The sequence below is a fragment of the Cupriavidus sp. CP313 genome, from assembly GCF_054072015.1.
Genome location: NZ_JBSVZB010000004.1, coordinates 179,793 through 202,593, shown reverse-complemented (window position 1 = coordinate 202,593; position 22,801 = coordinate 179,793). Strand labels below are relative to the sequence as shown.

At 68.4% G+C, this 22,801-nt stretch carries 24 protein-coding genes; 22 read left to right on the top strand and 2 right to left on the bottom strand.

Features of this window, described 5'->3' with window-relative positions; genetic code table 11:
* Positions 1 to 27 precede the first annotated feature (27 nt).
* From ACW4E8_RS07475 to ACW4E8_RS07435, 9 genes are all read left to right on the top strand, one after another.
* The gene (locus ACW4E8_RS07475) at positions 28 to 999 is read left to right on the top strand and encodes a zinc-binding dehydrogenase (protein ID WP_456803926.1); all 972 of its coding nucleotides are present in this window, start codon (positions 28 to 30) and stop codon (positions 997 to 999) included.
* A 34-nt stretch (positions 1,000 to 1,033) separates the two neighbouring features.
* Positions 1,034 to 1,828, top strand: coding sequence for a TauD/TfdA dioxygenase family protein (locus ACW4E8_RS07470; protein ID WP_456803925.1), 795 nt, complete (start codon positions 1,034 to 1,036; stop codon positions 1,826 to 1,828).
* Positions 1,829 to 1,931: 103 nt separating this feature from the next.
* On the top strand, positions 1,932 to 3,050 hold the full coding sequence (locus ACW4E8_RS07465) for a Re/Si-specific NAD(P)(+) transhydrogenase subunit alpha (protein ID WP_456803924.1): 1,119 nt from the start codon (positions 1,932 to 1,934) through the stop codon (positions 3,048 to 3,050).
* A gap of 22 nt (positions 3,051 to 3,072) precedes the next feature.
* Positions 3,073 to 3,423, top strand: a complete 351-nt coding sequence (locus ACW4E8_RS07460; protein ID WP_456803923.1) for an NAD(P) transhydrogenase subunit alpha — start codon at positions 3,073 to 3,075, stop codon at positions 3,421 to 3,423.
* Positions 3,420 to 4,889: an NAD(P)(+) transhydrogenase (Re/Si-specific) subunit beta gene (locus ACW4E8_RS07455; RefSeq protein ID WP_456803922.1), complete on the top strand. Its 1,470-nt coding sequence runs from the start codon at positions 3,420 to 3,422 to the stop codon at positions 4,887 to 4,889. Before ACW4E8_RS07460 ends, ACW4E8_RS07455 begins: the two co-directional genes overlap by 4 nt.
* Before the next feature lie 23 nt (positions 4,890 to 4,912).
* A complete protein-coding gene (locus tag ACW4E8_RS07450; RefSeq protein ID WP_456803921.1) occupies positions 4,913 to 5,701 on the top strand; it encodes an SDR family NAD(P)-dependent oxidoreductase in 789 nt (262 codons plus the stop codon).
* A gap of 29 nt (positions 5,702 to 5,730) precedes the next feature.
* Complete coding sequence (locus ACW4E8_RS07445) at positions 5,731 to 6,792, top strand: phosphotransferase family protein (protein WP_456803920.1); 1,062 nt, start codon at positions 5,731 to 5,733, stop codon at positions 6,790 to 6,792.
* A gap of 203 nt (positions 6,793 to 6,995) precedes the next feature.
* The gene (locus ACW4E8_RS07440; protein ID WP_456803919.1) at positions 6,996 to 7,250 is read left to right on the top strand and encodes an RNA-binding protein; all 255 of its coding nucleotides are present in this window, start codon (positions 6,996 to 6,998) and stop codon (positions 7,248 to 7,250) included.
* An 83-nt stretch (positions 7,251 to 7,333) separates the two neighbouring features.
* Positions 7,334 to 7,735 carry a hypothetical protein gene (locus ACW4E8_RS07435; protein ID WP_456803918.1) on the top strand — a complete coding sequence of 134 codons (402 nt, stop codon included), beginning with the start codon at positions 7,334 to 7,336 and terminating at the stop codon, positions 7,733 to 7,735.
* A gap of 15 nt (positions 7,736 to 7,750) precedes the next feature.
* Here ACW4E8_RS07435 and ppk2 read toward each other — a convergent pair whose 3' ends face one another.
* The gene (gene ppk2 / locus ACW4E8_RS07430; RefSeq protein WP_456803917.1) at positions 7,751 to 8,635 is read right to left on the bottom strand and encodes a polyphosphate kinase 2; all 885 of its coding nucleotides are present in this window, start codon (positions 8,633 to 8,635) and stop codon (positions 7,751 to 7,753) included.
* 354 nt (positions 8,636 to 8,989) lie between these two features.
* Between ppk2 and ACW4E8_RS07425 the strand changes: the two genes are divergently transcribed.
* The 3 genes from ACW4E8_RS07425 to ACW4E8_RS07415 are packed head-to-tail and all read left to right on the top strand — an operon-like array spanning position 8,990 to position 11,666.
* A complete protein-coding gene (locus ACW4E8_RS07425; RefSeq protein WP_456803916.1) occupies positions 8,990 to 10,363 on the top strand; it encodes a DUF3300 domain-containing protein in 1,374 nt (457 codons plus the stop codon).
* Positions 10,364 to 10,383: 20 nt separating this feature from the next.
* On the top strand, positions 10,384 to 11,301 hold the full coding sequence (locus tag ACW4E8_RS07420) for a DUF2950 domain-containing protein (RefSeq protein ID WP_456803915.1): 918 nt from the start codon (positions 10,384 to 10,386) through the stop codon (positions 11,299 to 11,301).
* Positions 11,298 to 11,666, top strand: a complete 369-nt coding sequence (locus ACW4E8_RS07415; RefSeq protein WP_456803914.1) for a hypothetical protein — start codon at positions 11,298 to 11,300, stop codon at positions 11,664 to 11,666. The genes ACW4E8_RS07420 and ACW4E8_RS07415 overlap by 4 nt, the downstream gene beginning before the upstream one ends.
* A gap of 31 nt (positions 11,667 to 11,697) precedes the next feature.
* Here the strand turns inward: ACW4E8_RS07415 and ACW4E8_RS07410 are convergent, their stop codons facing one another.
* Complete coding sequence (locus ACW4E8_RS07410; RefSeq protein WP_456803913.1) at positions 11,698 to 12,051, bottom strand: hypothetical protein; 354 nt, start codon at positions 12,049 to 12,051, stop codon at positions 11,698 to 11,700.
* Positions 12,052 to 12,378: 327 nt separating this feature from the next.
* Between ACW4E8_RS07410 and ACW4E8_RS07405 the strand changes: the two genes are divergently transcribed.
* From ACW4E8_RS07405 to ACW4E8_RS07360, 10 genes are all read left to right on the top strand, one after another.
* On the top strand, positions 12,379 to 14,028 hold the full coding sequence (locus ACW4E8_RS07405) for a ShlB/FhaC/HecB family hemolysin secretion/activation protein (RefSeq protein WP_456803912.1): 1,650 nt from the start codon (positions 12,379 to 12,381) through the stop codon (positions 14,026 to 14,028).
* Between the two features lie 67 nt (positions 14,029 to 14,095).
* The gene (locus ACW4E8_RS07400) at positions 14,096 to 15,856 is read left to right on the top strand and encodes a DUF2341 domain-containing protein (RefSeq protein WP_456803911.1); all 1,761 of its coding nucleotides are present in this window, start codon (positions 14,096 to 14,098) and stop codon (positions 15,854 to 15,856) included.
* Positions 15,857 to 15,871: 15 nt separating this feature from the next.
* Positions 15,872 to 16,282, top strand: a complete 411-nt coding sequence (locus ACW4E8_RS07395) for an ExbD/TolR family protein (RefSeq protein WP_035824108.1) — start codon at positions 15,872 to 15,874, stop codon at positions 16,280 to 16,282.
* An 11-nt stretch (positions 16,283 to 16,293) separates the two neighbouring features.
* Positions 16,294 to 16,998: an energy transducer TonB family protein gene (locus ACW4E8_RS07390; protein ID WP_456803910.1), complete on the top strand. Its 705-nt coding sequence runs from the start codon at positions 16,294 to 16,296 to the stop codon at positions 16,996 to 16,998.
* A 70-nt stretch (positions 16,999 to 17,068) separates the two neighbouring features.
* Positions 17,069 to 18,853, top strand: a complete 1,785-nt coding sequence (locus ACW4E8_RS07385; protein ID WP_456803909.1) for a putative porin — start codon at positions 17,069 to 17,071, stop codon at positions 18,851 to 18,853.
* A gap of 10 nt (positions 18,854 to 18,863) precedes the next feature.
* Positions 18,864 to 19,607 carry a hypothetical protein gene (locus ACW4E8_RS07380; protein ID WP_456803908.1) on the top strand — a complete coding sequence of 248 codons (744 nt, stop codon included), beginning with the start codon at positions 18,864 to 18,866 and terminating at the stop codon, positions 19,605 to 19,607.
* Between the two features lie 60 nt (positions 19,608 to 19,667).
* Entirely contained in the window at positions 19,668 to 20,204 is a 537-nt protein-coding gene (locus ACW4E8_RS07375) for a YbjN domain-containing protein (RefSeq protein WP_456803907.1), read from the top strand.
* 231 nt (positions 20,205 to 20,435) lie between these two features.
* Positions 20,436 to 21,131 carry an STN domain-containing protein gene (locus ACW4E8_RS07370; protein WP_456803906.1) on the top strand — a complete coding sequence of 232 codons (696 nt, stop codon included), beginning with the start codon at positions 20,436 to 20,438 and terminating at the stop codon, positions 21,129 to 21,131.
* Positions 21,128 to 21,643 (top strand): RNA polymerase sigma factor, encoded by a 516-nt coding sequence (locus ACW4E8_RS07365; RefSeq protein WP_456803905.1) that lies wholly within the window; start codon positions 21,128 to 21,130, stop codon positions 21,641 to 21,643. The genes ACW4E8_RS07370 and ACW4E8_RS07365 overlap by 4 nt, the downstream gene beginning before the upstream one ends.
* 87 nt (positions 21,644 to 21,730) lie before the next feature.
* Positions 21,731 to 22,738, top strand: coding sequence for a FecR family protein (locus ACW4E8_RS07360; protein WP_456803904.1), 1,008 nt, complete (start codon positions 21,731 to 21,733; stop codon positions 22,736 to 22,738).
* Positions 22,739 to 22,801: the final 63 nt, after the last annotated feature.

Sequence of the window (22,801 nt, the reverse complement as noted above, 5' to 3'; positions counted from 1 at the left end):
GTCGAGAGACAGGAAAAGGAGACAGCAGTGAAAGCAGTCCGTGTAGTGCCGGGCCCCGAGGGCGGCAAGGTCGAAGTGCAGGATATCCCCGTGCCGGTGGCGGCAGCGGGGCAGGTACTGGTGAGGGTGCGCGCTGCGGGCCTTAACCGTGGCGAGATCAACCAGGCGAAGGAGCTGCGCTCGGGCAACACGATCACCACCGGCGTTGAATTTGCCGGTGAGATCGCGGAAGTCGGCGAAGGCGTCGGCGGCTGGAGCAAGGGCGACCGGGTGATGGGCCATGGCCGCGGCTGCCAGGCGGAGTATGTGGTGGCCGACCCGATGGCGCTGATCCCGGTGCCGGACGGCCTGTCGTGGATCGATGCCGCGGCGTTCCCCAACGTCTTTATCACCGCGCATGACGCACTGGTCACCAACGGCCGGCTGGTGGCGGGCGAGTCGGTGCTGGTCAACGGCGCCTCGGGCGGCGTGGCGATGGCGGCGATCCAGATCGCCTCGCTGATGGGTGCCCGGCCCGTGATCGCGTCGTCGCGTTCGGCGGCCAAGCTGGACAAGATCAGCCAGTTCGGCGTGGATGTCGGCATCGACGCCTCGCAGGACGACCAGGTCGAGGCGGTCTTGCAGGCCACCGACAACAAGGGCGTCGACATCATCATCGATACCGTCGGCGGCCCGGTGTTCGAGGCCAATATGAAAAGCCTGGCGGTCAAGGGCCGCCTGGTGAATATCGCGCGGCTGGGCTCGGCAACCGCCCAGATCGACCTGACGCAGCTCTGGCTCAAACGCCTGCAGCTGATCGGCGTGACCTTCCGCACCCGCACGGAACAGGAGCGGCTGGAATGCATCCAGGCCTGCGCGCGCGACCTGCTGCCCTTTTTGCGCGCGGGCCGCGTGCGCCTGCCGATCGACCGGACCTTTGCCATGACGGACATCGACGCCGCGCATGCGTACATGAAGCAAGACCAGCACGTCGGCAAGATCGTGTTGCTGGTCGACTGATTACACAGAGAAGCGATAGATAAGAGGAGACATGATGACGATCCAGATCAAGCCGCTGACCGGCTCCGTGGCTGCAGCCGTGACCGGTGTCGACCTGAACCAGCCGCTCGACGACGCCAGCTTCGAGATCCTGCACCAGGCATTCCTGGAGCATGGCGTGCTGGTGTTCCGCGGCCAGCATCTGCAGCCTGCCGCCCAGGTCGCGTTCGCCCGGCGCTGGGGCAAGCCGGTGCAGGGCAACCCCCTGCTCAAGGGCCTGACCGAGTTCCCGGAACTGGCGCAGGTCACCAAGATCCCGAAGGAGACCGCCTCGACCGAGGCCTGGCATTCCGACTCGATCTATACCGAGGTGCCGCCCAAAATCTCGATCCTGTCGGCGGTCACCATCCCCATCGGCGGCGACACCATGTGGTGCAGCCAGTACGTCTCGTACGACCGCCTGTCGCCGGCGATGCAGCGCATGATCGAAGGGCTGCGGGCCCGCTTCTCGGGCGCGCGGCTGGCCAGGATGACCGGTTCGGACAAGGTGCCGACCGCGGTGCACCCGATCGTGCGCACGCACCCGGAGACCGGGCGCAAGGCGCTCTATGTCGGCCACCCCGACACCGCGCAGTGCATCGACGGCATGACCGAAGCGGAGAGCCGCCCGCTACTCGACTTCCTGTATGAGCACTCGGTGTCGCCGGACAACGTCTACCGCCATATGTGGCAGGAGGGCGATGTGGTGATGTGGGACAACCGCTGCACCATGCACTACGCCGTGCACGACTATGGCAATGCCGACCGCGTGCTGAACCGCGTGACGCTGGAAGGCGAAGTGCCCCGCTGAGTAGTACTGCCACACCCGGCGCCGCACCGGCCTCAACCGGCATGCGGCGCCCGGCACACAGGTTGCCCGTCCACGCAGACGCACGGGACCAAAGGAGATTGAAATGCAGATAGGGATCCCGACTGAGACGCGGGCGGGGGAGGCGCGCGTTGCCGCAACGCCGGAGACCGTGAAGAAATACGTGGCACAGGGCCACCAGGTCGTATTGCAGGCTGGCGCGGGCGTTCGTGCCAGCCAGACAGACAGCGCCTATGAGGCCGCTGGCGCGCGCATCGGCACCGCTGCCGAGGCGCTGGGCGCGCAACTGGTGCTGAAGGTGCGCGCACCGGACGAAGTCGAGTTGGCGCAGATGAAGCCGGGTGCCGCACTGGTCGGCATGCTCAATCCCTTCGATGCCGAGAACAACGCGCGCATGTCCGCCGCGAACATCACCGCCTTTGCCCTGGAAGCCGCACCCCGCACCACGCGCGCGCAGAGCATGGACGTGCTGTCGTCGCAGGCCAACATTGCCGGCTACAAGGCCGTGCTGGTGGCCGCGCATCACTACCAGCGCTTCATGCCGATGCTGATGACCGCCGCGGGCACCGTCAAGGCGGCGCGCGTGCTGATCCTCGGCGCCGGCGTGGCCGGGCTGCAGGCCATCGCCACCGCCAAGCGGCTGGGCGCGGTGATCGAAGCCTCCGACGTGCGCCCGGCGGTCAAGGAGCAGATCGAATCGCTCGGCGGCAAGTTCCTCGACGTGCCATTCCTGACCGATGAAGAGCGCGAGATCGCCCAGGGCGTCGGCGGCTATGCCCGCCCGATGCCGCCGGACTGGATGAAGCGCCAGGCCGAGCTGGTGCACCAGCGCGCGGTCCAGGCCGACATCGTCATCACCACCGCACTGATCCCCGGCCGCAAGGCGCCGGTGCTGCTGCACGAAGCGACCGTACAACAGATGAAGCCGGGTTCGGTGGTGGTCGACCTGGCCGCCGCGCAGGGCGGCAACTGCCCGCTGACGGTGGCCGACGAAGTGGTCGAGCGCCACGGCGTCGTGCTGATCGGACACACCAACCTGGCCAGCATGCTCGCGGCCGACGCCTCGGCGCTGTACGCGCGCAACGTGCTGGACTTCCTCAAGCTGCTGATCGACAAGGACGGCAAGCTTGTGATCAACACCGACGACGACATCGTCGCGGCCTGCCTGATGACGCGGCGCGAAGAACTGGCGTTGGCCAGCTGATCGGGCAATCAAGGAGATATCGATGGAAATGGTTAGCCACACGGTGATCAACCTGATCATCTTTGTACTGGCGATCTACGTGGGCTACCACGTGGTCTGGACGGTAACCCCCGCGCTGCACACGCCGCTGATGGCGGTGACCAATGCGATCTCGGCCATCATCATCGTCGGCGCCATGCTGGCCGCGGGCCTGACCGACGGCTACGTTGGCCGCGCAATGGGCACGCTGGCGGTGGCGCTGGCGGCCGTGAATGTGTTCGGTGGCTTCCTGGTCACGCAGCGCATGCTGGAGATGTTCAGGAAGAAGGCACCCAAGGTGCAGCCTGAAGCCAAGGGGCAGCCCGGCGGAAAACTGGCGGAGGTAGCGCAATGAATGGCCTGTCGATGAATATCGTGACGCTGTCCTACCTGGGCGCGTCTGTGTGCTTTATCCAGGCGCTCAAGGGGCTGTCACACCCGACCACGGCGCGGCGTGGCAATGTCTTCGGCATGGCCGGCATGGTGGTCGCGGCACTCACCACGGTGGCGCTGATCTTCAAGCTGAAAAGCGAGTTGTTGTCCGGCGGGGCGCACCTGTCTGCGCCGGGCACCGGCCTGGCGCTGATCCTGGCCGCGCTGGTGGTAGGCGGCGGTATCGGCGCCTATGTGGCGAAGAAGGTCCAGATGACCAAGATGCCGGAACTGGTGGCGGCGATGCACTCGCTGATCGGCCTGGCCGCGGTGTTTATTTCGGTGGCGGCAGTGGCCGAGCCCGCTGCCTTCGGCATCACGGCTGCCGGTTCGCGCGACATTCCGCTGGGCAACCGCATCGAGCTCTTCATCGGCTGCTTCGTCGGTGCCATCACCTTCTCGGGCTCGGTGATCGCCTTCGGCAAGCTCGCCGGGCGCTACAAGTTCCGCCTGTTCCAGGGCGCGCCGGTGGTGTTTGCCGGCCAGCACTGGCTGAACCTGCTGCTGGCGGTGGCGATGGTGGGCTTTGGCGTCGCGTTCTTCCTGACGCAGGCGTGGATGCCGTTCCTGGTCATGTTGGCGCTCGCCTTCGTGCTGGGCGTGCTGATCATCATCCCGATCGGCGGCGCCGACATGCCGGTGGTGGTGTCGATGCTGAACTCGTACTCGGGCTGGGCGGCGGCGGGCATTGGCTTCTCGCTGAACAACCCGATGCTGATCATCGCGGGTTCGCTGGTGGGTTCCTCCGGTGCGATCCTGTCGTACATCATGTGCAAGGCGATGAACCGCTCATTCTTCAACGTGCTGCTGGGCGGCTTCGGCAGCGACGCCGCAGCCGCGAGCGGTCCTGCAGGGCAGGCGCAGCGCAACGTGAAGTCGGGCTCGGCCGACGATGCCGCCTTCCTGATGGGCAACGCCGAGACGGTCATCATCGTGCCGGGCTACGGCCTGGCCGTGGCGCGCGCCCAGCACGCGCTGAAAGAACTGACCGAAGCGCTCACTGAGAAGGGCGTGACCGTGAAGTACGCGATCCACCCCGTAGCAGGGCGCATGCCCGGCCATATGAACGTGCTGCTGGCCGAGGCCGAGGTGCCGTACGACCAGGTCTTCGAGATGGAAGACATCAACAGCGAGTTCGGTCAGGCCGACGTGGTGCTGGTGCTGGGCGCCAACGACGTGGTCAACCCGGCGGCCAAGAACGACCCCAAGTCGCCGATCGCCGGCATGCCGATCCTGGAGGCGTACAAGGCCAAGACCATCATCGTCAACAAGCGCTCGATGGCGGCCGGCTACGCCGGGCTGGACAACGAGCTGTTCTACATGGACAAGACCATGATGGTGTTCGGCGACGCCAAGAAGGTGGTCGAGGACATGCTGAAGGCCGCCTGAGCCCGATGCAGAGGAGACAAGCAATGAACCAGCAAGAACGCAACCTCGGCCTGTTTGCCGACCTGGAGGGCAAGGTGGCGCTGGTGACCGGGGCTTTTGGCGGCCTGGGCCTGCATTTTGCGCAGACGCTGGCGCGCGCCGGCTGCAAGGTGGCACTGGCGGGCCGGCGCGTGGCCGAAGGCGAGGCCGTGCTGGCGGAACTGCGAAAGCAGGGCGGGCAAGGCTGCGTCGTTGCGCTCGACGTCAGGGATCCGGCGTCGGTCGGTGCGGCGTTTGAGGCAGCGCGCCAACAGCTCGGCCCGGTCCAGGTAGTGGTCAACAGCGCCGGCATCGCCACCACCGGGCCAGCCATGGAGGTGGACGAGGCCGCCTGGCAAAGTGTGATCGACACCAACCTGAACGGCGCGTGGCGCGTGGCGCAATGCGCGGCGCGGATGATGCGCGAGGCCGGCAGCGGCGGCAGCATCGTCAATATCGCGTCGATTCTCGGCCTGCGCGTGGCGCAGCAGGTCCCGGCGTACACCGCGGCGAAGGCGGGCCTGATCCACCTGACGCGCTCGCTGGCGCTGGAATGGGCGCGGCACGGGATCCGCGTCAACGCGCTGGCACCGGGCTACTTCGAGACCGACATCAACCGCAGCTTCTTCGAGACCGACAGCGGCCGGGCCATGATCGGGCGCATTCCGCAGCGCCGGCTCGGCCAGCCCCGCCAGCTCGACGGCTCGCTGCTGCTGCTGGCCTCGGATGCTTCCGACTACATGACCGGTACGGTGCTGCCCGTGGACGGCGGCCATGCGGTCAGCTCGCTCTGAGCCCACCCGCAATCGAGGAGAGCGATCCGATGCAACAAGCCCTTGCAGTTCCCGCCGCCACTGGCGGTTCGAGTTTCGACAGCGCAGCCCTGGCAGCGCTGCTGCACGCAGAAGGCCTGATCGACCGGCCCGAACTGACCCTGGAGCGCCTGGCCGGCGGCCAGTCCAATCCGACCTACCGGCTGGCCTGCGGCGCGCAGCAGTACGTGCTGCGCACCAAGCCGCCGGGGCAGTTGCTGTCGTCTGCCCATGCCATCGACCGCGAGTACCGCGTGATGCACGCGCTGCGCGACAGCGACGTGCCGGTGCCCCGGGTCTACCTGTACAGCGAAGACACCTCGATCCTTGGCACGCCCTTCTACCTGATGGCGTTCCTGCAGGGCCGCGTGATCTATGACCAGTCCCTGCCGGACCAGTCCCCGCAACAGCGCGCCGCGATCTACCGCGAGATGAACCGCGTGATTGGCGCCCTGCACCGGGTGGACTACCGCGCCGCCGGCCTGGCGGACTATGGCAGGAGCGGCGGCTACGTGGCGCGCCAGGTTGCCCGCTGGGCCGGCCAGTGCCGCGACACCGGCATGGACGGCAACACGGCGCTGGCGGCGCTGGCAGAGTGGCTGCCGCAGCACGTCCCGGACGCGGAGCAGACCAGCGTGGTGCATGGCGACTACCGCATGGACAACCTCGTCTTCCATCCCACCGAGCCCCGCGTCATCGGCGTGCTCGACTGGGAGCTGTCTACGCTCGGCCACCCGCTGGCGGACCTGGCCTACCACTGCATGAGCTGGCATATTCCGGCCGACCTGTGGCGCGGCATCGGCGGGCTCGACCTGCAGGCGCTGGGCATTCCCGACGAGGCGACCTACCTGCGCTGGTACGGCGAGACCAACGGCACGCACGCGCTCGAACACTGGGACTTCTATCTCGCCTACAACTTTTTCCGGCTGGCGGCGATCATGCACGGCATCGGGCAGCGTGCCAGGAGCGGCAACGCCGCCGCGGCGGATGCTGTGGAGACCGGCAGGAAGGCGGTGCCGCTGGCCGAGCTGGGGTGGCAATTCGCCATGCGCTACCGCGCGGCAGGGCGCTAGCGTCGACGTACGGTCCGGCGCCGGCCGGATCGAAGCCTCCGCGGGTGACGGAATCTGCCCTGGGTTCCTTATCGGGAATCAAAGTTTGCCTTCCGATCCGGCCTAGCTTAAAGATAGGAAGGGGAGATGGCCCGCGGATTCATGGCGGCATCGGAACCGGTTACCCCACGCTGTCTGGCATCCCGAGCCTTCAGGAGACGTCAATGAGTGTGCTGATGCTAACGAATATCGACGCGGCGACCACCGACGAGGAAATCCAGGAATTCATCGGTCGCTACGGCTTCCCGGCCTGCGATGAAATCGAACGACTGCCGGGAGACGGCACCCGCCCGGCGGTGTCGCTGCATTTCAATGCGGTGGAGGATGCCGCGCTGCGGCTGCTGCAGCCGCGCATCAACCACCTGTTCTGGAAACAGCGCAAGGTGGACGCGATGGTGCTCACCGAGCGCTTCGAATAGGCCGCTGCAGCGGCTGGCGGGCACGTGGGTCCGGTGCTCCCTCGCTTGCCCGCCTCGGGGCATGCCGTGGCGGAGGAGGCGAGATGAACAGGCGATACAGGATCCTGCACGCGCTGGCATGCAGTGCCGCAATGCTTGCGGGCGCAATGTCGGCAGGGCCGGCCGTTGCCTATTTTGACCACTACCTTGGCGGCACCATCGTCGGCACGCTTACCCAGGACCAGCTCACGGCGTTGACGGATGTCTTCCGCAGGACCCTGGAGCAGGGCGCCGACGGCGCCCGCATGCCGTTCAGGCTGCCACCCGACACGCGGGCGCGGCAGGTCGAAGGTTCCTTCACGCCATTGCAATCCCGGCGGGACCGCGGCGACCGGTGCCGGCAACTGCGCAGTGAATTCCGCCGGGCCGGCGAAACCGAAGCCTGGACCGGGTGGTACTGCAAGGAGAAGGACGGGAGCTGGAAGTCGCGCAAGCTGCCGAAGTAGGGGCCCCGGGGCGGCCTAGTACCGCTCTTCGACAAACCGATAGGGATAGTCGGGCTCCCGGTATCCGCCCGCCTTCTGCCTGGCAGGCAGCTTGACTGGCTTGCGTTCGATCGCCTTGTACGGGATCTGTGCCAGCAGGTGCGTGATGATGTTCAGGCGCGCCCGGCGCTTGTCATTGGAATTGGCCACATGCCACGGGGCATAGTCGGTATCGGATGCGGCAAACATGGCATCGCGCGCGCGTGAATAGTCGTACCAGCGGCTGTACGAGCGCAAGTCCATGTCAGTGAGCTTCCAGACCTTGCGGCCGTCCTTGATGCGCCCCTGCAGGCGGCGGGTCTGCTCCTCCGGGCTGACCTCGAGCCAGTACTTGATCAGGATGATGCCGGAATGCACGATGGCGCGTTCGACCAGTGGGACGGCGCGCAGAAACTCGTCGGCCTGCGCTTCGGTGCAGAACCCCATCACGCGTTCGACGCCGGCGCGGTTGTACCAGCTCCGGTCGAAGATGACGATCTCTCCCGCGGCGGGCAGGTGCGGCAGGTAGCGCTGCACGTACATCTGGCTCTTTTCGCGGTCGGTCGGCGCGGGCAGGGCGATCACGCGGAAAATGCGTGGGCTGACGCGTTCCGTGATGGCCTTGATGGTGCCGCCCTTGCCGGCTCCGTCGCGCCCTTCGAACACCACGCAGACCTTGCTGCCGCTGGCCTGCACCCATTGCTGCAGCTTGACCAGCTCGACATGAAGGGCGAAGAGCGCCTTCTGGTATGCCTTCTCCGACATGCGCTCGCGCGGCTGCTGGTCCGGCTTTTCGTCGAGGCTGTCGGCCGGGTCTGGTTCGCGCGGCGGCTCCGTCTGGCTCTCGTTGTCGTCGTGGCGCTTCCCTTTTCGCTTGGCCATGATCTTCCTCCACTGACGTACCGGTGCCTTGAGGGTCCGGTCATGCATTTTCAAACCTGGGGGATACCGCTTGCATGCGCACAGGCGGCTCGTTTCTACGATAGAAACAAAATCGGGGGAAATCCTCATGCCGATCCGTTTTCCTGTCGAAACCCTTGCCGGCTGGCCTGCCGGGCGGTGACCGGAATTCGGTTGAATTTCAATGTGTTCCGTACTACCTTCGTAGCGCGTATGGAGCAATATCCGCTCCGTATATCGTCTGGCAATGGCACGCGGCAGGAGAACTTCCTCCGGCCCCGGCGCGCTGCCCCAGTACGCCTCGGATGGCTCCGTCACCGGCTGCAAGGAGGGAACATGGCCTTTCTGGTCAGGCGGTTGCTTCAGTCCGGCTGCGCGTGGCTGTTGGTCGCGCTGGTGGCGGCAGCGGGCGGCGCCGCTGCCCAAGACGTACCGAAGCCGCCACCCACCTTCAAGCCCGAGGAGCTTGAGGCGCTGGTCGCGCCGATCGCGCTCTATCCCGATTCCGTGTTGTCGCAGGTGCTGATGGCCTCCACCTATCCGCTGGAGATCGTGCACGCGGCGCGCTGGGTCAAGGCCAACCCCAAGGTCAAGGGCGACGCCGCGGTCAAGGCCGTGGCCGACCAGCCCTGGGATGTCAGCGTGAAGTCGCTGGTGGCCTTCCCGCAGGTGCTTGAGCCGATGAACGACAAGCTCGACTGGACGCAGAAGCTGGGCGATGCCTTCCTGGCCCAGGAGAAAGACGTGCTCGCCGCGGTCCAGCGGCTGCGCAACAAGGCCCAGCAATCCGGCAACCTCAAGACCACCGAACAGCAGAAGGTCATTGTCGAGCCCGCAACCACCGCGGCGCCGGGCGTGCAGACCGTGGTGCGCATCGAACCGGCCGACCCGCAGGTGATCTACGTCCCGGCCTACAACCCCACCGTGGTCTACGGTTCCTGGGGCTATCCGTCTTACCCGCCGTACTACTGGCCGCCTTATCCCGCCTACTATCCGGGCGCCGCGCTGGCCACGGGCTTTGCCTGGGGCGTCGGGCTGGCCGCCGCCGGGGCGATCTTCGGCAACTGCAACTGGGGCGGTGGCGACGTGAACATCAATGTCAACCGGGCCACCAATATCGACCGCAACTTTGACCGCACCAAGGTACAGAGCGGCGGGCGCTGGCAGCACGATGCCAGTCACCGGCAGGGCGTGGCCTACCGCGACAATGCCACCCGCGAGAAATTCTCCCGCGATGTGCCGGGCGGGGACCGGCGCAATGAATTCCGGGGCCGCGAGGGTGGCGCCGGCGTGTCTGACCGCGCGGCGCGCGACCGGGCCGGCGGGCAGGACCGGCCGGGTGCCGGAGATCGGGCCGGAGACCGGGCGGGTGATCGCGCTGGCGAACGGGGCGGTGATCGGGCCGGGGTCTCTGACCGGGCCGGAGTCTCCGATCGAGGCGGCGTATCCGACCGGGCCGGTGTATCGGACCGCGCAGGGGCCGCCGATCGGTCGCGGGGCGGCGGTGAACGGGCCACCACCGTAGCCGACCGCGGCGGCGGTGGCGGGCGGGACAACGCATTCCAGGGCGTGGGCGGCGGCGCGGCGTCGCAGCGCGACTTTGATCGCGGACGCTCCAGCATGCAGTCGGCCGGAGGCCGCGCAGGCGGCGGCTTCAGCGGCGGCGGCGGGGGCCGTGGCGGCGGCGGCGGACGCGGTGGCAGGCGCTAGCGGACCAGGGAGCCTCGATCATGACGTCACCACTAAGCCTTGCCCGATCCCTGCCTGGCCGCCTGGCCTGCGCGCTGGCGCTTGCGCTCGCGCTGACCGTTGCCGGCATGCACGCCGCGCACGCGCAGAAGCCCTTCAAAACCCCCGAGGCCGCCATGAACGCCTTTGGCGAGGCGGTCGCCACCAGCGACGACGATGCCATGAAGGTGCTGCTGGGCGCCAGGTTCCACGACCTGATCCCGCCAGTCGGCGCCGACATCCGGTACCGCTTTCTCGAGGCCTGGCGGATCTCGCATGCGGTCCGGCCAGAGGGCGACAGCCATGCCCGCATCGCCGTAGGCAATGACGGCTGGACCCTGCCAGTGCCGCTGGTGAAGACATCGAAAGGCTGGCAGTTCGATACGCGTGCAGGGGTCGACGAGACGCGCATACGCCGCATCGGCCGCAATGAACTCGCGGTGATCCAGGCCATGCTCGCGGTCTATGACGCCCAGCGCGAATACGCCCGGACCGATCATGACGGCGACGGCCTGCTGGCCTACGCGGGCAAGCTTGCGAGTTCGCCGGGCAAGCAGGACGGGCTGTATTGGCCGACGTCGGATGGCGCACCGCACAGCCCGCTCGGGGCCGCATTCCTGACGGCCGGCAAGCGCAATCCGGGGCAGGGCGGCTATTACGGCTATCACTACAAGCTGCTGACCGCGCAGGGGCCCAACGCACCCGGCGGCGCGTACAGCTATGTCGTCAATGGCAAGCTGTTCGGCGGCTTCGCCGTGCTGGCCTGGCCGGTGCGGTATGGCGATACCGGCGTGAAGAGCTTCATGGTCAGCCACGATGGCCAGGTCTATGAACGTGACCTGGGGCCCGACAGCGCCGGCAAGGCCGCGGCGACCAAGACCTTCGATCCCGGCCCTGGCTGGAGCAAGGTGACACCATGAAGCATGGGCTCCGGCTCCTGGCGGGCGTTGCCGTGTTCGCCGCAGTGCCGGTGCTGACGGCATGCTATCCCTACCCTTACCCTGCCGAGGTGGTTCCGACCACCTACCCGGGGCTGCAGCCCAGCCGCTACGACCGCGCCTTTGCCGCGGCCGCCGGCGCCATGCGCGACCAGGGCGTGGCGATCAGCATCGAGGATGCCGTGGCCGGCACGGTGGAAGGGACCCGCAACAACCTGCCGGTGAGGGCCAGCGTGCGCCGCCAGGCCGACGGCACGGTGCGGGTGCAGTTCGACGGCACCGACCCGTCGGATCCCCGCCTGCTCGAGCGCATCTCGCGCAGCTACGACACGCGCATGGGTCGCTGAGGCGCGCTGCGCAGCCCTTGCCGCCAGCCACTCAAGGCTGCGCGCGCGGAATGACCGGCGCCCCCGGCGCCGGACTGGCCGGGCGCTGCGGATACACCGACGTGCCGAAGGTGTTGCCCATGCGATGGCTGGTGGCCGCCTCGTTATAAAGGCCGAGCTGGTTCGAGGGCCGCTGCGCGATCGCCTCGGCCGCCAGTCCGCTGTCAGGCCGTGCCGGCTTGCCTGCGTTGGCGGGTTGCAGCTTCTGCGTCAGGCAGGGGAACGAAGGCGCGCGCTCGCCGTTGACCTCGACTTCGACGCAGGGCGCGGGTCCTGCAGCGGCGGCGGATGCCATGTCGACCAGTCCAAGCGCCGCAACGGCGCATAGCATCAGCCAGGTCCGCATCCGATACCTCCTTCGTTGGCCGCCAGGCAGGGCGCTGGCGAAGCCGCTGCAGTATAGCCAGCATGCTGCGCTCGCGGGAACCATCCTCGCGCAGGGATTTGCCGTTGACGCGCTGTCCCCGCGCCTCCCTCTTTCTTCTTCGATGAATCTTTTGTGACAAACGACAGGCGGCGCCAGTGCCGTCCGTCTAGGCACCGTGCGCAATGCTGACATGAGGGCACGCCATCATGTCCTGCGATCGGATGCGCGCCTGCCGTGCCCTTGGTCAGGGCGTTGCGGCAGGGGCGCGGCGGCAATCGATTCGAACAAGAAGCTTGAGTCAATCCAATGCATGACGTGAAGAAGAGCGGCCCGCCTTCGTGCTGGCGGGCGGTGTGGCTGGCAGTGATTGGACTGGGAACCCTGGGAACGGCGGCGGCGCAGCAGGCGGCAGCGGAGCAGGCCGCGGCCGCTGCGCCGGCAAGCGCGCAGGCCGCCGAGGCCGAGCGGCGCGTCAACGTGAACGAGTACATCGTGCGCGGCAATACGGTGCTGGATGTCCGTTCGATCGAGCGGGCGGTCACGCCTTTCCTGGGCCCGGCCCGCACCATGAAGGATATCGAGGGCGCCCGCGACGCATTGCTGGCGGTCTACCAGGCCAAGGGCTATCAATCGGTCTACGTCGACTTGCCGGAACAGCAGGTCACCGACGGCATCGTGATCCTGCAGGTCAGCGAGACCCGCGTGGGCCGCGTGCGCGTGGTCGGTGCCGAGTACAACTCGCCGCTGGAGGTGCGCGAGCAGGTGCCGGCGCTGGCGGAAGGCGTGGTGCCTGATTTCACGCAGGCGCAGACGGAGCTGACCGCGCTGAACCGCAGTGCCAAGCGCCAGGTGGTGCCGCTGGTGCGGCAGGGCGCGATGCCGGGCACCATGGACGTCGACCTGAAGGTCGACGACAGCAGTCCGTGGCGCGCCAGCGTTGGCCTGAACAACGACTACAGCGCGGATACGAAGGAGCTGCGGGCGTTTGCCTCGCTGGGCCATGACAACCTCTGGCAGCTGGGCCATAGCGCATCCGTGAGCTTCTTCGGCGCGCCGCAGGACCTGAACCAGACCCAGGTGTGGTCCGGCTCCTATGTGGCGCCGATCCGCGGCAGCAACTGGAGCGTGGAGGCGTCGGGCTACATGTCCGACAGCAATGTGGCCACGGTGAACGGCACCAGCGTGCTGGGCAAGGGCCACGCCGTCGGTCTGCGCGGTACCTATACCGTGCCGGACACCGGGGCATGGTGGCATACGCTGAGCCTGGGCGTGGACTTCAAGGACAACGAAGAGGTCACGCGCCTGGGCAATGCCGGCGACACCGTGCCGCTCAAGTACGCGCCGATCACGCTTGCCTATGCGGGCTTCACCCAGACCGAGCGCGGCCAGCTGGGCATCAACGCAGCGCTGGTCGCCGGCACGCGCAGCTTCCTGGGCTACGGCAGCAACTGGGAACAGTTCGACTACAAGCGCTACAAGGCCTCGCCCAGCTTCCTGCTGCTCAAGGGCGATACCAGTGGCACCTACAACTTCAAGGGCAACGCGCAGCTCGCCTGGCGCCTGGCCGCGCAGATCACCGATTCGCCGCTGGTGTCCAGCGAGCAGATCGCGGCCGGCGGCATGAATTCCGTGCGCGGCTACCTGTCGGCGGAAAGCACCGGGGACTACGGCGTGGTGGGCTCGGTGGAGCTGCGCTCGCCGCCGCTGGACTTCTTCGGCGGCGTGGTCGAGGACTGGCGCGTCTATGCCTTCGTCGACGCCGGCCAGGTGCGCCTGCGCGAGCCGCTGCCCGAGCAGGACAGCCGCTTCTCGCTGGCCTCGGTGGGCCTGGGCACGAGCTTCCGGCTGGCGCGGCGCGTCAGCGGCCGGCTCGACCTGGGCTACCCGCTCAAGGACGGACAGCGCACCGAACGACACGACCCGCGCCTGAATTTCAGCGTGACCGCGAGCTATTGACGACCACGGCCGCGCGCCACGCCTCACCACCTTGCATTCCGATACAAGCCAACGGAGAACCATTGTCATGCGACGTTCCCTTCTGCTGCTGCTCGCGCTGGCGAGCATGCTCCTGCCGGGCCTGGCCCAGGCCTGGTGGCAGCCCGACTGGGCTTACCGCAAGCCCGTCACCATCGATGCCGGCCCGCAGGGCGGCGCCATCGGCGGCGATGCCGGCCGCACCCCGGTGCTGCTGCGCCTGCATACCGGCAACTTCAGCTTCGAGGGCGTGAGCGAGACCGGCGCTGACCTGCGCTTTGTCGCCGGCGACGACAAGACCGTGCTGAACCACCAGATCGAGCAGTTCGATCCGCTGCTGGGCATCGCGCTGGTATGGGTGGATGTGCCCGCGGTCTCTGCGGGCGCCAAGCAACAGCTGTGGATGTACTACGGCAATCCCAAGGCGCCTGCATCCGGCAACGGCCAGCGCAGCTTCGATCCGGACTTCACGCTGGTCTACCACTTTGCCGAAGGCAATGCGCCGGCGCGCGACACCACTGCCTATGGCAACCACAGCCAGACCGCCGTGACGTCGCTGGACGGCACCGTGATCGGCAAGGGCGCGCAGCTTGGCGTCGCCGCGCTGGCGCTGCCGGCGTCGCCTTCGCTGGCGCTGCAGGCGGGCGCGCCGTTCGCGTTTTCCGCATGGGTGCGGCCTGACCAGCTTGGTCCGCAGCAACTGGTCTATGCCCGCCGCGACAGCGCCGGCGAACTGCTGGTCGGCATCGACCAGGGCGTTCCCTTCGTGCAGGTCAATGGCCGGCGCAGCAATCCGGGCCAGCCGGTGCAGGCCGGGCAGTGGTCGCACCTGGCGCTCAACGCCGACGGCAAGACCGTGACCCTGTTCGTGGCCGGCAGCGCCGCGTCCTCGCTGGAGGCGGCGCTGCCCGCCATGAACACCCCCGCCTTCATCGGCGCGGACAGCGCGGGGCAGGGGGCCTTCACCGGCGCCATCGATGAAGTGCGGGTGTCGAAGGTGGCGCGCCCGGCCGCGCTGCTGCTGGCCGACGCCGTCTCGCAGGGCGCCGATTCGCGCCTGGTGGTGTTCGGTCCGGACGAGCAGCAGGCGGGCAAGAGCCACTTCGGCTATATCCTCGCCGCCATGCCGCTGGACGCCTGGATCGTGGTGGGCGTGCTGGGCATCATGATGGCGCTGTCGTGGGCCATCATGATCGGCAAGGGCCGCAACTTCGGCGCGGTCTCGCGCGCCAACGCGGCCTTCATTGAGCATTTCCGCGAGGCCTCCGGGGTGTCGCTGGACCACCTGGCCAAGACCAACCGGGTGCCGGCCGAGGTCCGCGAGCATTCGTCGCTGTGGCGCCTGTATGAAGTCGCCGTGGACGAGCTGCACCGCCGGCACCAGCTGGGCTACGACCTGAACGCGGTCACCGATGCCACCATCAGCGCCATCCGCGCGTCCATGGACGGCGTGATGGTGCGCGAGAACGAGCGCATGGCCAGCCGCATGAACTGGCTGTCCACCACCATCGAAGGCGCGCCCTATGTGGGCCTGTTCGGGACGGTGATCGGCATCATGCTGGTGTTCGTGGTGGCGGCCATGGCCGGCGCGGTGGACATCAACTCGGTCGCGCCGGGCATGGCGGCGGCGCTCCTGTGTACCGCCGCGGGCCTGGGCGTCGCGATTCCGGCGCTGTTCGGCTACAACTGGCTGGCCTCGCGCTCGGACGCCATCGGCGCCGACATGGCCGTGTTCGTGGACGAGTTCGCCACGCGGCTGGCTGAAGAGCAGGGCGAGGGCCGGCGCGCCCCGGTCCTGCAGCGCGCCTGAGCGGGGCCGGCAATCATGGCAAACGCAGCCAAGTTCGGCGTCAGGAAGCGCACGGGCGGCATCAATATCACGCCCTTTGTCGACGTGCTGCTGGTGGTGCTGGTGATCTTCATCCTCACCAGCAACGCCAGCATCCCCGGCATCAAGGTAGACCTGCCCAAGGCCAGCGCCTCGGTCGCGCTGGAAAAGCCCAAGACCAAGGCCATCACCATCGATAACGCGGGGCAGGTGTTCCTGGACGCCTACCCGGTCACGCTGGCCGAGCTGGAGGAGCGCCTGCGCACCGAGAAGGCGCTGTCGCCGGATTTCCCGGTGATCGTGCGCGGCGATGCCTCGGTGCAGTACGCCAAGGTGGTGGAGGTGCTCGACCTGCTGCGGCGGATCGAGCTGAACCAGATCGGTCTGGTGACCGGCAAGCCGGCATAAGGAGCGCAGCCGTGAACCATCGCGAACCCATGCCCGTGCCCGCGCAGCGCGCCGCCGCGCTGTGGCGGCGCTGGGGCGGGCTTCTTACCGGCGCGCTGGTGTTCGCCGCGCTGGCCTCGCTGATCTGGTACCTGCTGTCGGATACGGCAGCCACCCGGCGCGAGGCACCCGCCACGCCCACGCTGGTGCTGCCGCCTCCGCCGCCGCCACCGCCCGAGCCGGAGAAGCTGCCCGAGCCCGAGCCGGTCAAGCCCGAAGTGGTGGAACCCGAGCCCAAGCCCGCGGAGCCGGCCGAAGCGCCGCAGGACGACAGCCCGCCCAGCCCCTCGCAGGACCTGGGCGACCCGGTCACCATCGACGGCGCCGCCGAGGCCGGCACCGATGCCTTCGGCATCCGCGCCGGCGGTGGTGGCGGCATGACCGGCGGTGGCGGCGGGCTGGGCAGCCGGTCCTATTCCGCCTATGTCTCGAGTGCCTTGCAGCAAGCCTTTGTGCGTGACCAGCGCACCCGCCAGCTGGCCTTCGACGACATCCGCATCGAGCTCTGGCTGGACGCGGACGGCCGCGTCACCCGGGTCGAACTGGCGGGCAGCTCGGGCAATGCCACGACCGACCAGGCGGTGCTTGCCATGGTGCGGGATTTCCGTGCCGACGAGCGGCCACCGGCATCGCTGCGGTTCCCGATGCGCATGTCGATCAAGGGCCGGCGGCCATGAATGTCCTGAAGGCCTGGCCATGCGCCGGGCCGACGTTTCTCTTCATCCCAACAGATTTCCGAACAAACCGATGAACCACTTTGTCCATCCCCATCGCCATGCGGGCCGCGCCAGCGTGCTGGCCGCCGCCGTGGCAGCCGTGCTGCTCGGCGCCGCGGGTGCCAGCCATGCGCAAGCCGCGGCGCCGGCCGACAGTGCCATGGTCAAGCTGATCCGCGGCCTGATCCAGAGCGGCGCGCTCGACAAGAACACCGGCGAGGCCCTGCTGGCGCAGGCCCAGACCGAAGCCATGGCTGCGCAGCAGGCGCAGCGCGTGGCGGCGGCGCCCGCCGCGGGCGCTGCCGCTGGTGCCGCAACCGGTGCCGCCACTGCCGGTGCCGCGCGCGCCGCTGCGGGCGACGTGCGCGTGCCCTATATCCCCGAGACCGTGCGCGACCAGATCCGCGACGAGGTCAAGGGCGAGGTCATGGCCCAGGCCAAGGCCGAAGGCTGGGCCGCGCCCAACGAAACGCCGGAATGGACCAAGCGCATCCATATCGAGGGCGATGTGCGCGTGCGCAACGAATCGCGCTTCTACTCGGGCAATAACAGCGACATCCAGATCGACTGGGCCGCCATCAACGACGGCAGCGGCTTCGATGTCAACCCGAACACCAACCTCACGCTGCCGCCGCTGCTCAATACCCGCCAGAACCGCACCAACCAGTGGCGCGCGCGCGCCCGCCTGGGTGTGCTGGCCGACATCTCGGACAGCGTCAAGGCAGGCGTGCGCATCGCCACTGGCAACGACGACAGCCCGGTCTCGACCAACCAGACGCTGGGCGGCGGGCTGGCCAAGAAGGATGTGTGGCTGGACCAGGGCTGGCTGTCGTACCGGCCCGCGGAGTGGGTGAACCTGACCGGCGGCCGTTTCGGCAATCCCTTTGTCTCGAGCGACACGCTGTTCTCGAACGACCTGAACTTCGACGGCATCGCGGCGCAGTTCGACAAGGCGATTCCCGACAAGGATGTCTCGCTGTTCGGCACGCTTGGCTTCATCCCGCTGGAGTACTCGGCCGACAGCACGCCCAAGCACAGCCAGCAGAAGATGAAGAGCGAGAACAAGTGGCTGCTCGGCGCCCAGTTCGGCGCCAGCTGGAAGGTGAACACCGACAACCGACTGCGCGGCGCGTTGGCCTACTACGATTTCCGCAATGTCAGCGGCCAGGTCTCCGAGCCCTGTGCGCTGTACGCCGGCGCCGACGGCTGCAGCACCGACTGGACCCGGCCGGCCTTCATGCAGAAGGGCAATACCCTGATGCTGTTGCGCAATATCGCGCTCAACCCGCTCGATCCGGCCAACACCCCGCAGCCGCAGTACGTGGGCCTGGCCTCCGAGTTCCAGCTGATCGACCTGAACCTGCGCTGGGATACCAAGGTGGCCGGCTACGGCCTGCGCCTGGACGCCAACTACATCCGCAACCTGGCCTACAGCGAAGACGACATGTGGACGCGCGCCAATGGCGGCATCGTCAACAACTTCGGCGGCAGCGGCGGCACCACGCGCGCGGATTTCCGCAGCGGCGGCAACGCCTATATGTTCCAGGCCACCTTCGGCAAGCCCAGCCCGGCGGCGCGCGGCGACTGGAACGTGCTGGCCGGCTACAAGCGCATCGAGCCCGATGCGATGCCCGACGGCTACAACGACCCGACCTTCCACCAGGGCGGCACCAATGCCCGTGGCTATTACCTGGGCGGCTCCTATGCCTTCGACAAGAATGCCTGGGTGACTGGCCGCTGGATCTCGACCAAGGAAGTCTTCGGCCCGCCGCTGTCGATCGATACCCTGCAGGTCGAAGTCAATGCGCGCTTCTAAGGAGGATGCTGTGTCCACAACGCTCCTTTGCCGCATGAAGGCCGTGGCGCTGCTGCTGGCGCTGGCGGCAGGCGCCGCCCATGCCCAGCAGGGCCAGAGCATGGAAGAACGCCTGCGCAACCAGCTGCGCATCACCACCACGCAGCTGCAGCAGGCGCAGAACGAGCTGGCGGCGCTGAAGGCGGGCCAGCCCCGCGGCGGCGCGGGCGGCGATGCCGGGACGCTCAGGAAAGAGCTCGACGCCGCGCGCGCCCAGCTTGCCGCCGAGCGCGACGCGCGCGACAAGCTGGCCGGCAGCGCCCGCCAGGCCCAGCAGCACAGCCAGGCCGTGGCGGAGAAGGCCGGCAGCCAGATCGCGCAGTACCGCGGCGCCTACGACGAGCTGCTGCGCATGGCGCGCGGGCTGGAAGCCGAACGCCAGCGCCTGGCGGCCGAGGCCACCGCGCGGCAGACCGCACTGTCGCGTTGCGAGGTGGCCAATGCCCAGCTCTACGCAGTCGGCCAGGACATCCTGCGTGCCTACGAAACCGTGGACCTGGGCACCGTGCTGGCCGCGCGCCAGCCGTTCGCGGCGCAGAGCCGCGTGCGCTACGAGCAGATCGCACAGGAGTATGGCGACAAGCTCTACCAGGGCCGCTTCGACGCACGCAGCACCGGCGAGGCCGCAGCGCCGCAGGCGGATGCTGCGCCGGCAAAGGCCGCGGCCGAGCCCCAGCCCAAGGCCGAAGCCGGCACCGCCGCGCCGGGCCTGTGACATGAATCGCGGCAAGACGCCTTGCCTTGCCGCGCCACGTTTTGCTTTCAAGGAATTGCCATGACCGAATCCGTTTCCCTTGCCGCCGAAGCCACCGCAGCTGCCGCGCCGGCCCTGCTTGCCTCCGTCAATGCCGAACAGGTCGCCCAGGCCATCCGTGCGGCCGGCTGCGCCGTCAACATCATCGAGGAGGAGGGCGTTGCGCGCCTGCATAGCGCCAGCCACGGCATCGGCTTCCAGGTGCTGTGGGGCAACCGGCTGGCGACCGGCCAGTACCTGGACTTCACGCTGAGCTGCCCGCTGCGGGTCGAGGGCGGCACCTTGCCCGATGCGCTGCTGGCCGAATGGCATCGCAGCCGGCGCTTTGCCCGCGTTGCCGCGCACGGCGATTTCATCGTGCTGGAGATGGACGTGATGGTGACCGGCGGCGTCAGCGAGGAATACCTGTCGGTATCGCTGCAGCTGTGGACGCAGATGATGGGCCAGTTCTTCCTGCACCTGCGCAACTACCGGCCGGAAGCGCCGGAAGCGCCGGAAGGGGCCGACGGGCTGCAGCCTGCCGCCTCCGCCGGCTCCCCCGCCGTCGCCGAGGCCTGACCGCGGCAGCGGCCAGGCAGGCGCACGGCTTCGAGGGCGGCGCGAAGGAAAAGGTGTTCCGGGGGCGCGCTGTCCTCCCTTTTTGCTTTGTAATCCCAACGTCATACGGGGTCTTTACGATCCCAGTCGATATCGCGCCGGCCACACCGCCGGCCGCATCGAAGGATCCGGGCGGACACAACGCCTGCGCCGGACCGGCACGCACCCCTATGAACAGGTCACCCGATCTCCATGGCATGTCTGGTTGCCTCCACCGGTGCGCGCGCACTGGCAGGGTGCGCCGCCGCCATCGCGCTGGCAATGAGCCTGGCGTGGCCAGGCGTGGGCAGGGCCGCGGCGGAGATGGCCTTTGACCTGCCAGCCCAACCGTTGAAGGCGGCGCTTTCGCGCTACGACGCGCAGACCAATATGTCTGTCTTCTATCCCTCCGAACTGGCCGAAGGCCGCACCTCGCGTGCCGTGCATGGCACGCTGACGCCGGAGCAGGCACTGCACCGGCTGCTGCAGGGCACGGGTCTTGCCGCCCGGGCCGCCGCCGGCGACGCATTCGTGCTGGTGCCGTCCGGCGAGGAGCCGGCGTCGTCCGATGCGCAGGGCGAGCCGTCCGCGCGTCAGCCTTACGACGGCCTGGTGCAGGCGCATGTCCGCCAGGCGCTATGCGCGCGCCCGGCGCTGGCGCTGGGCACCTACCGGCTGGCGCTCGCGGTGCAGATCGATGGCGCCGGCCGCGTGCGGCGCGCGCGCTTGCTGGACACCACCGGCGACCGCGGCCGCGATGCCGCGATCGTGCAGGCCGTGCGGCAGGTCGACATCGGCCACGCGCCGGCCGAGCCGGAAAAACCGTTCGTGCTGCTGGTGCGGCCGGTGCAGTGCGAGCAGGGCCAGGCATGCGCCTCGCCATGCGAAGCGCAGCGGGACAGCCGATGAGCGAGAGCATCCGTTCCAGCCTGCGCGAGCTGCTCACCCAACGCTACGACGACCTCAAGCGGCGCCTGACCTGGCGCCTGGGCTCGGCGGAACTGGCCAGCGACGCGCTGCACGACACCTGGGTCCACCTGGAAGACCGCAACGACGCCAACGGCCCGGTCGCCAGTCCCGCGGCCTACCTGATGCGCATGGCCACCAACCTGGCCCTGGACCGGCTGCAGCGCGACCGCCGCTACATGAGTGCGGACGAGCTCGAATCCCTGATGACGGAGATCGTCGATCCCGCGCCTGGCCCCGCCCAGACGGTCGCGGCACGCGGCGAGGTCGAGGCGCTGGCAAGCCTGATCGACAGGATGCCGCCGCGGCGGCGTGCGATCTTCCTGGCGGTGCGCGTCGAGGAGCTGTCGAACCAGGAGGCGGCGGTGCGCTTCGGGGTGTCGGCGCGGCTGATCGGGCTGGAGCTGAAGCGTGCCCACGAATACTGCGTGGCCCACATGGAAAAGCATGACTGAAGAAACCGTGCCGATCCGTGGCTCCAGAACCGTCTTGTATGCAGGCGATACAGGACGGGGAGCTTGCGCAACGCCATGACATCCACCATGAATCCTCCGCTACAACAGCCACGCGGCCTGAGCCGGGTCGAGCGCGAAGCATTGCGCTGGGCGCGCCAGATTGCGACGGGAGAGATGACGCACGCCGACGGCGATGCGCTGCGGCGCTGGTGCCGCGCCGATCCCGCGCATGCAGCGGCCTTGGCTTCTGCGCAGCGCCGCTGGGAGCAGCTTGCAGCGGCCGGCCGGCTGGTGCTGGAGCGCGACCCGGACGCGGCACGCGCCGATGCCAGGCCGGCACCGGCACCGGCACGCAGGGCCACGCCGGTGCGCTGGCAGCGCCGCGCCTTTCTCGGCGGGGCGCTTGGCGCCGCGGCGGCGACCACCGCCGCGCTGATCCACCCGCCGCTTGGCCTGTGGCCGTCGGCGCGCGAACTGCGCGCCGACTACCGTACCGTGGCCGGCGAGCAGCGCCGGCTGGCGCTGGCCGGCGATGTCACCGTCGAACTCAATACGCGCACCAGCATTGCCGTGCGCCAGCAGGGCCGCGTGCCCGGCATCGACCTGATCGCGGGCGAGACCGCCATCGACATGGCCGAGGCCCGCCATCCCTTTGCGGTGGTGGCGGGCGTGGGGCGAACCATTGCCACGCACGCGCGCTTCGAGGTGCGCCACACCACCGCGGGGGTTTGCGTGACCTGCCTGCAAGGGCTGGTGCGGGTGGCACATCCAGCCGGCATGGCCACGCTGTCGGCGCGGCAGCAGGTGGCCTACGACGACCGCGCGCTGGCGCGCGTGGTCAGCGTCGACGATGCGCGCATGCCAGCCTGGCGCGAGGGCTACCTGCGCTTTGCCGACACACCGCTGCGCGATGTGGTCGATGAACTCAACCGCTACCGCAGCGGCAAGCTGGTGCTGATGAATGAACAACTGGCCGCCAGGCCGGTGACGGGCCGCTTCCAGATCCGCGCGCTCGACAAGGCCATCGCGCAGATCCAGCAATCATTTGGCCTGAGCGCGCGCCACCTGCCCGGTGGCGTGGTGCTGCTCTCCTGAACGGGTGATGCCCCGGCGGCGCTGTCACGAAATCTTCAAGGAAAAGCTTGCCGATTCGGGCGC

Coding starts and splice junctions, on each gene's coding strand:
- ACW4E8_RS07445 (WP_456803920.1), top strand. CDS start 5,731: ATGCAACAAGCCCTTGCAGTTCCCGCCGCCACTGGCGGTTCGAGTTTC.
- ACW4E8_RS07410 (WP_456803913.1), bottom strand. CDS start 12,051: ATGCGGACCTGGCTGATGCTATGCGCCGTTGCGGCGCTTGGACTGGTC.
- ACW4E8_RS07370 (WP_456803906.1), top strand. CDS start 20,436: ATGGCATGTCTGGTTGCCTCCACCGGTGCGCGCGCACTGGCAGGGTGC.
- ACW4E8_RS07365 (WP_456803905.1), top strand. CDS start 21,128: ATGAGCGAGAGCATCCGTTCCAGCCTGCGCGAGCTGCTCACCCAACGC.
- ACW4E8_RS07360 (WP_456803904.1), top strand. CDS start 21,731: ATGAATCCTCCGCTACAACAGCCACGCGGCCTGAGCCGGGTCGAGCGC.
- ACW4E8_RS07465 (WP_456803924.1), top strand. CDS start 1,932: ATGCAGATAGGGATCCCGACTGAGACGCGGGCGGGGGAGGCGCGCGTT.
- ACW4E8_RS07375 (WP_456803907.1), top strand. CDS start 19,668: ATGACCGAATCCGTTTCCCTTGCCGCCGAAGCCACCGCAGCTGCCGCG.
- ACW4E8_RS07395 (WP_035824108.1), top strand. CDS start 15,872: ATGGCAAACGCAGCCAAGTTCGGCGTCAGGAAGCGCACGGGCGGCATC.
- ACW4E8_RS07420 (WP_456803915.1), top strand. CDS start 10,384: ATGACGTCACCACTAAGCCTTGCCCGATCCCTGCCTGGCCGCCTGGCC.
- ppk2 (WP_456803917.1), bottom strand. CDS start 8,635: ATGGCCAAGCGAAAAGGGAAGCGCCACGACGACAACGAGAGCCAGACG.
- ACW4E8_RS07385 (WP_456803909.1), top strand. CDS start 17,069: ATGAACCACTTTGTCCATCCCCATCGCCATGCGGGCCGCGCCAGCGTG.
- ACW4E8_RS07435 (WP_456803918.1), top strand. CDS start 7,334: ATGAACAGGCGATACAGGATCCTGCACGCGCTGGCATGCAGTGCCGCA.
- ACW4E8_RS07405 (WP_456803912.1), top strand. CDS start 12,379: ATGCATGACGTGAAGAAGAGCGGCCCGCCTTCGTGCTGGCGGGCGGTG.
- ACW4E8_RS07470 (WP_456803925.1), top strand. CDS start 1,034: ATGACGATCCAGATCAAGCCGCTGACCGGCTCCGTGGCTGCAGCCGTG.
- ACW4E8_RS07450 (WP_456803921.1), top strand. CDS start 4,913: ATGAACCAGCAAGAACGCAACCTCGGCCTGTTTGCCGACCTGGAGGGC.
- ACW4E8_RS07460 (WP_456803923.1), top strand. CDS start 3,073: ATGGAAATGGTTAGCCACACGGTGATCAACCTGATCATCTTTGTACTG.
- ACW4E8_RS07415 (WP_456803914.1), top strand. CDS start 11,298: ATGAAGCATGGGCTCCGGCTCCTGGCGGGCGTTGCCGTGTTCGCCGCA.
- ACW4E8_RS07440 (WP_456803919.1), top strand. CDS start 6,996: ATGAGTGTGCTGATGCTAACGAATATCGACGCGGCGACCACCGACGAG.
- ACW4E8_RS07455 (WP_456803922.1), top strand. CDS start 3,420: ATGAATGGCCTGTCGATGAATATCGTGACGCTGTCCTACCTGGGCGCG.
- ACW4E8_RS07400 (WP_456803911.1), top strand. CDS start 14,096: ATGCGACGTTCCCTTCTGCTGCTGCTCGCGCTGGCGAGCATGCTCCTG.
- ACW4E8_RS07425 (WP_456803916.1), top strand. CDS start 8,990: ATGGCCTTTCTGGTCAGGCGGTTGCTTCAGTCCGGCTGCGCGTGGCTG.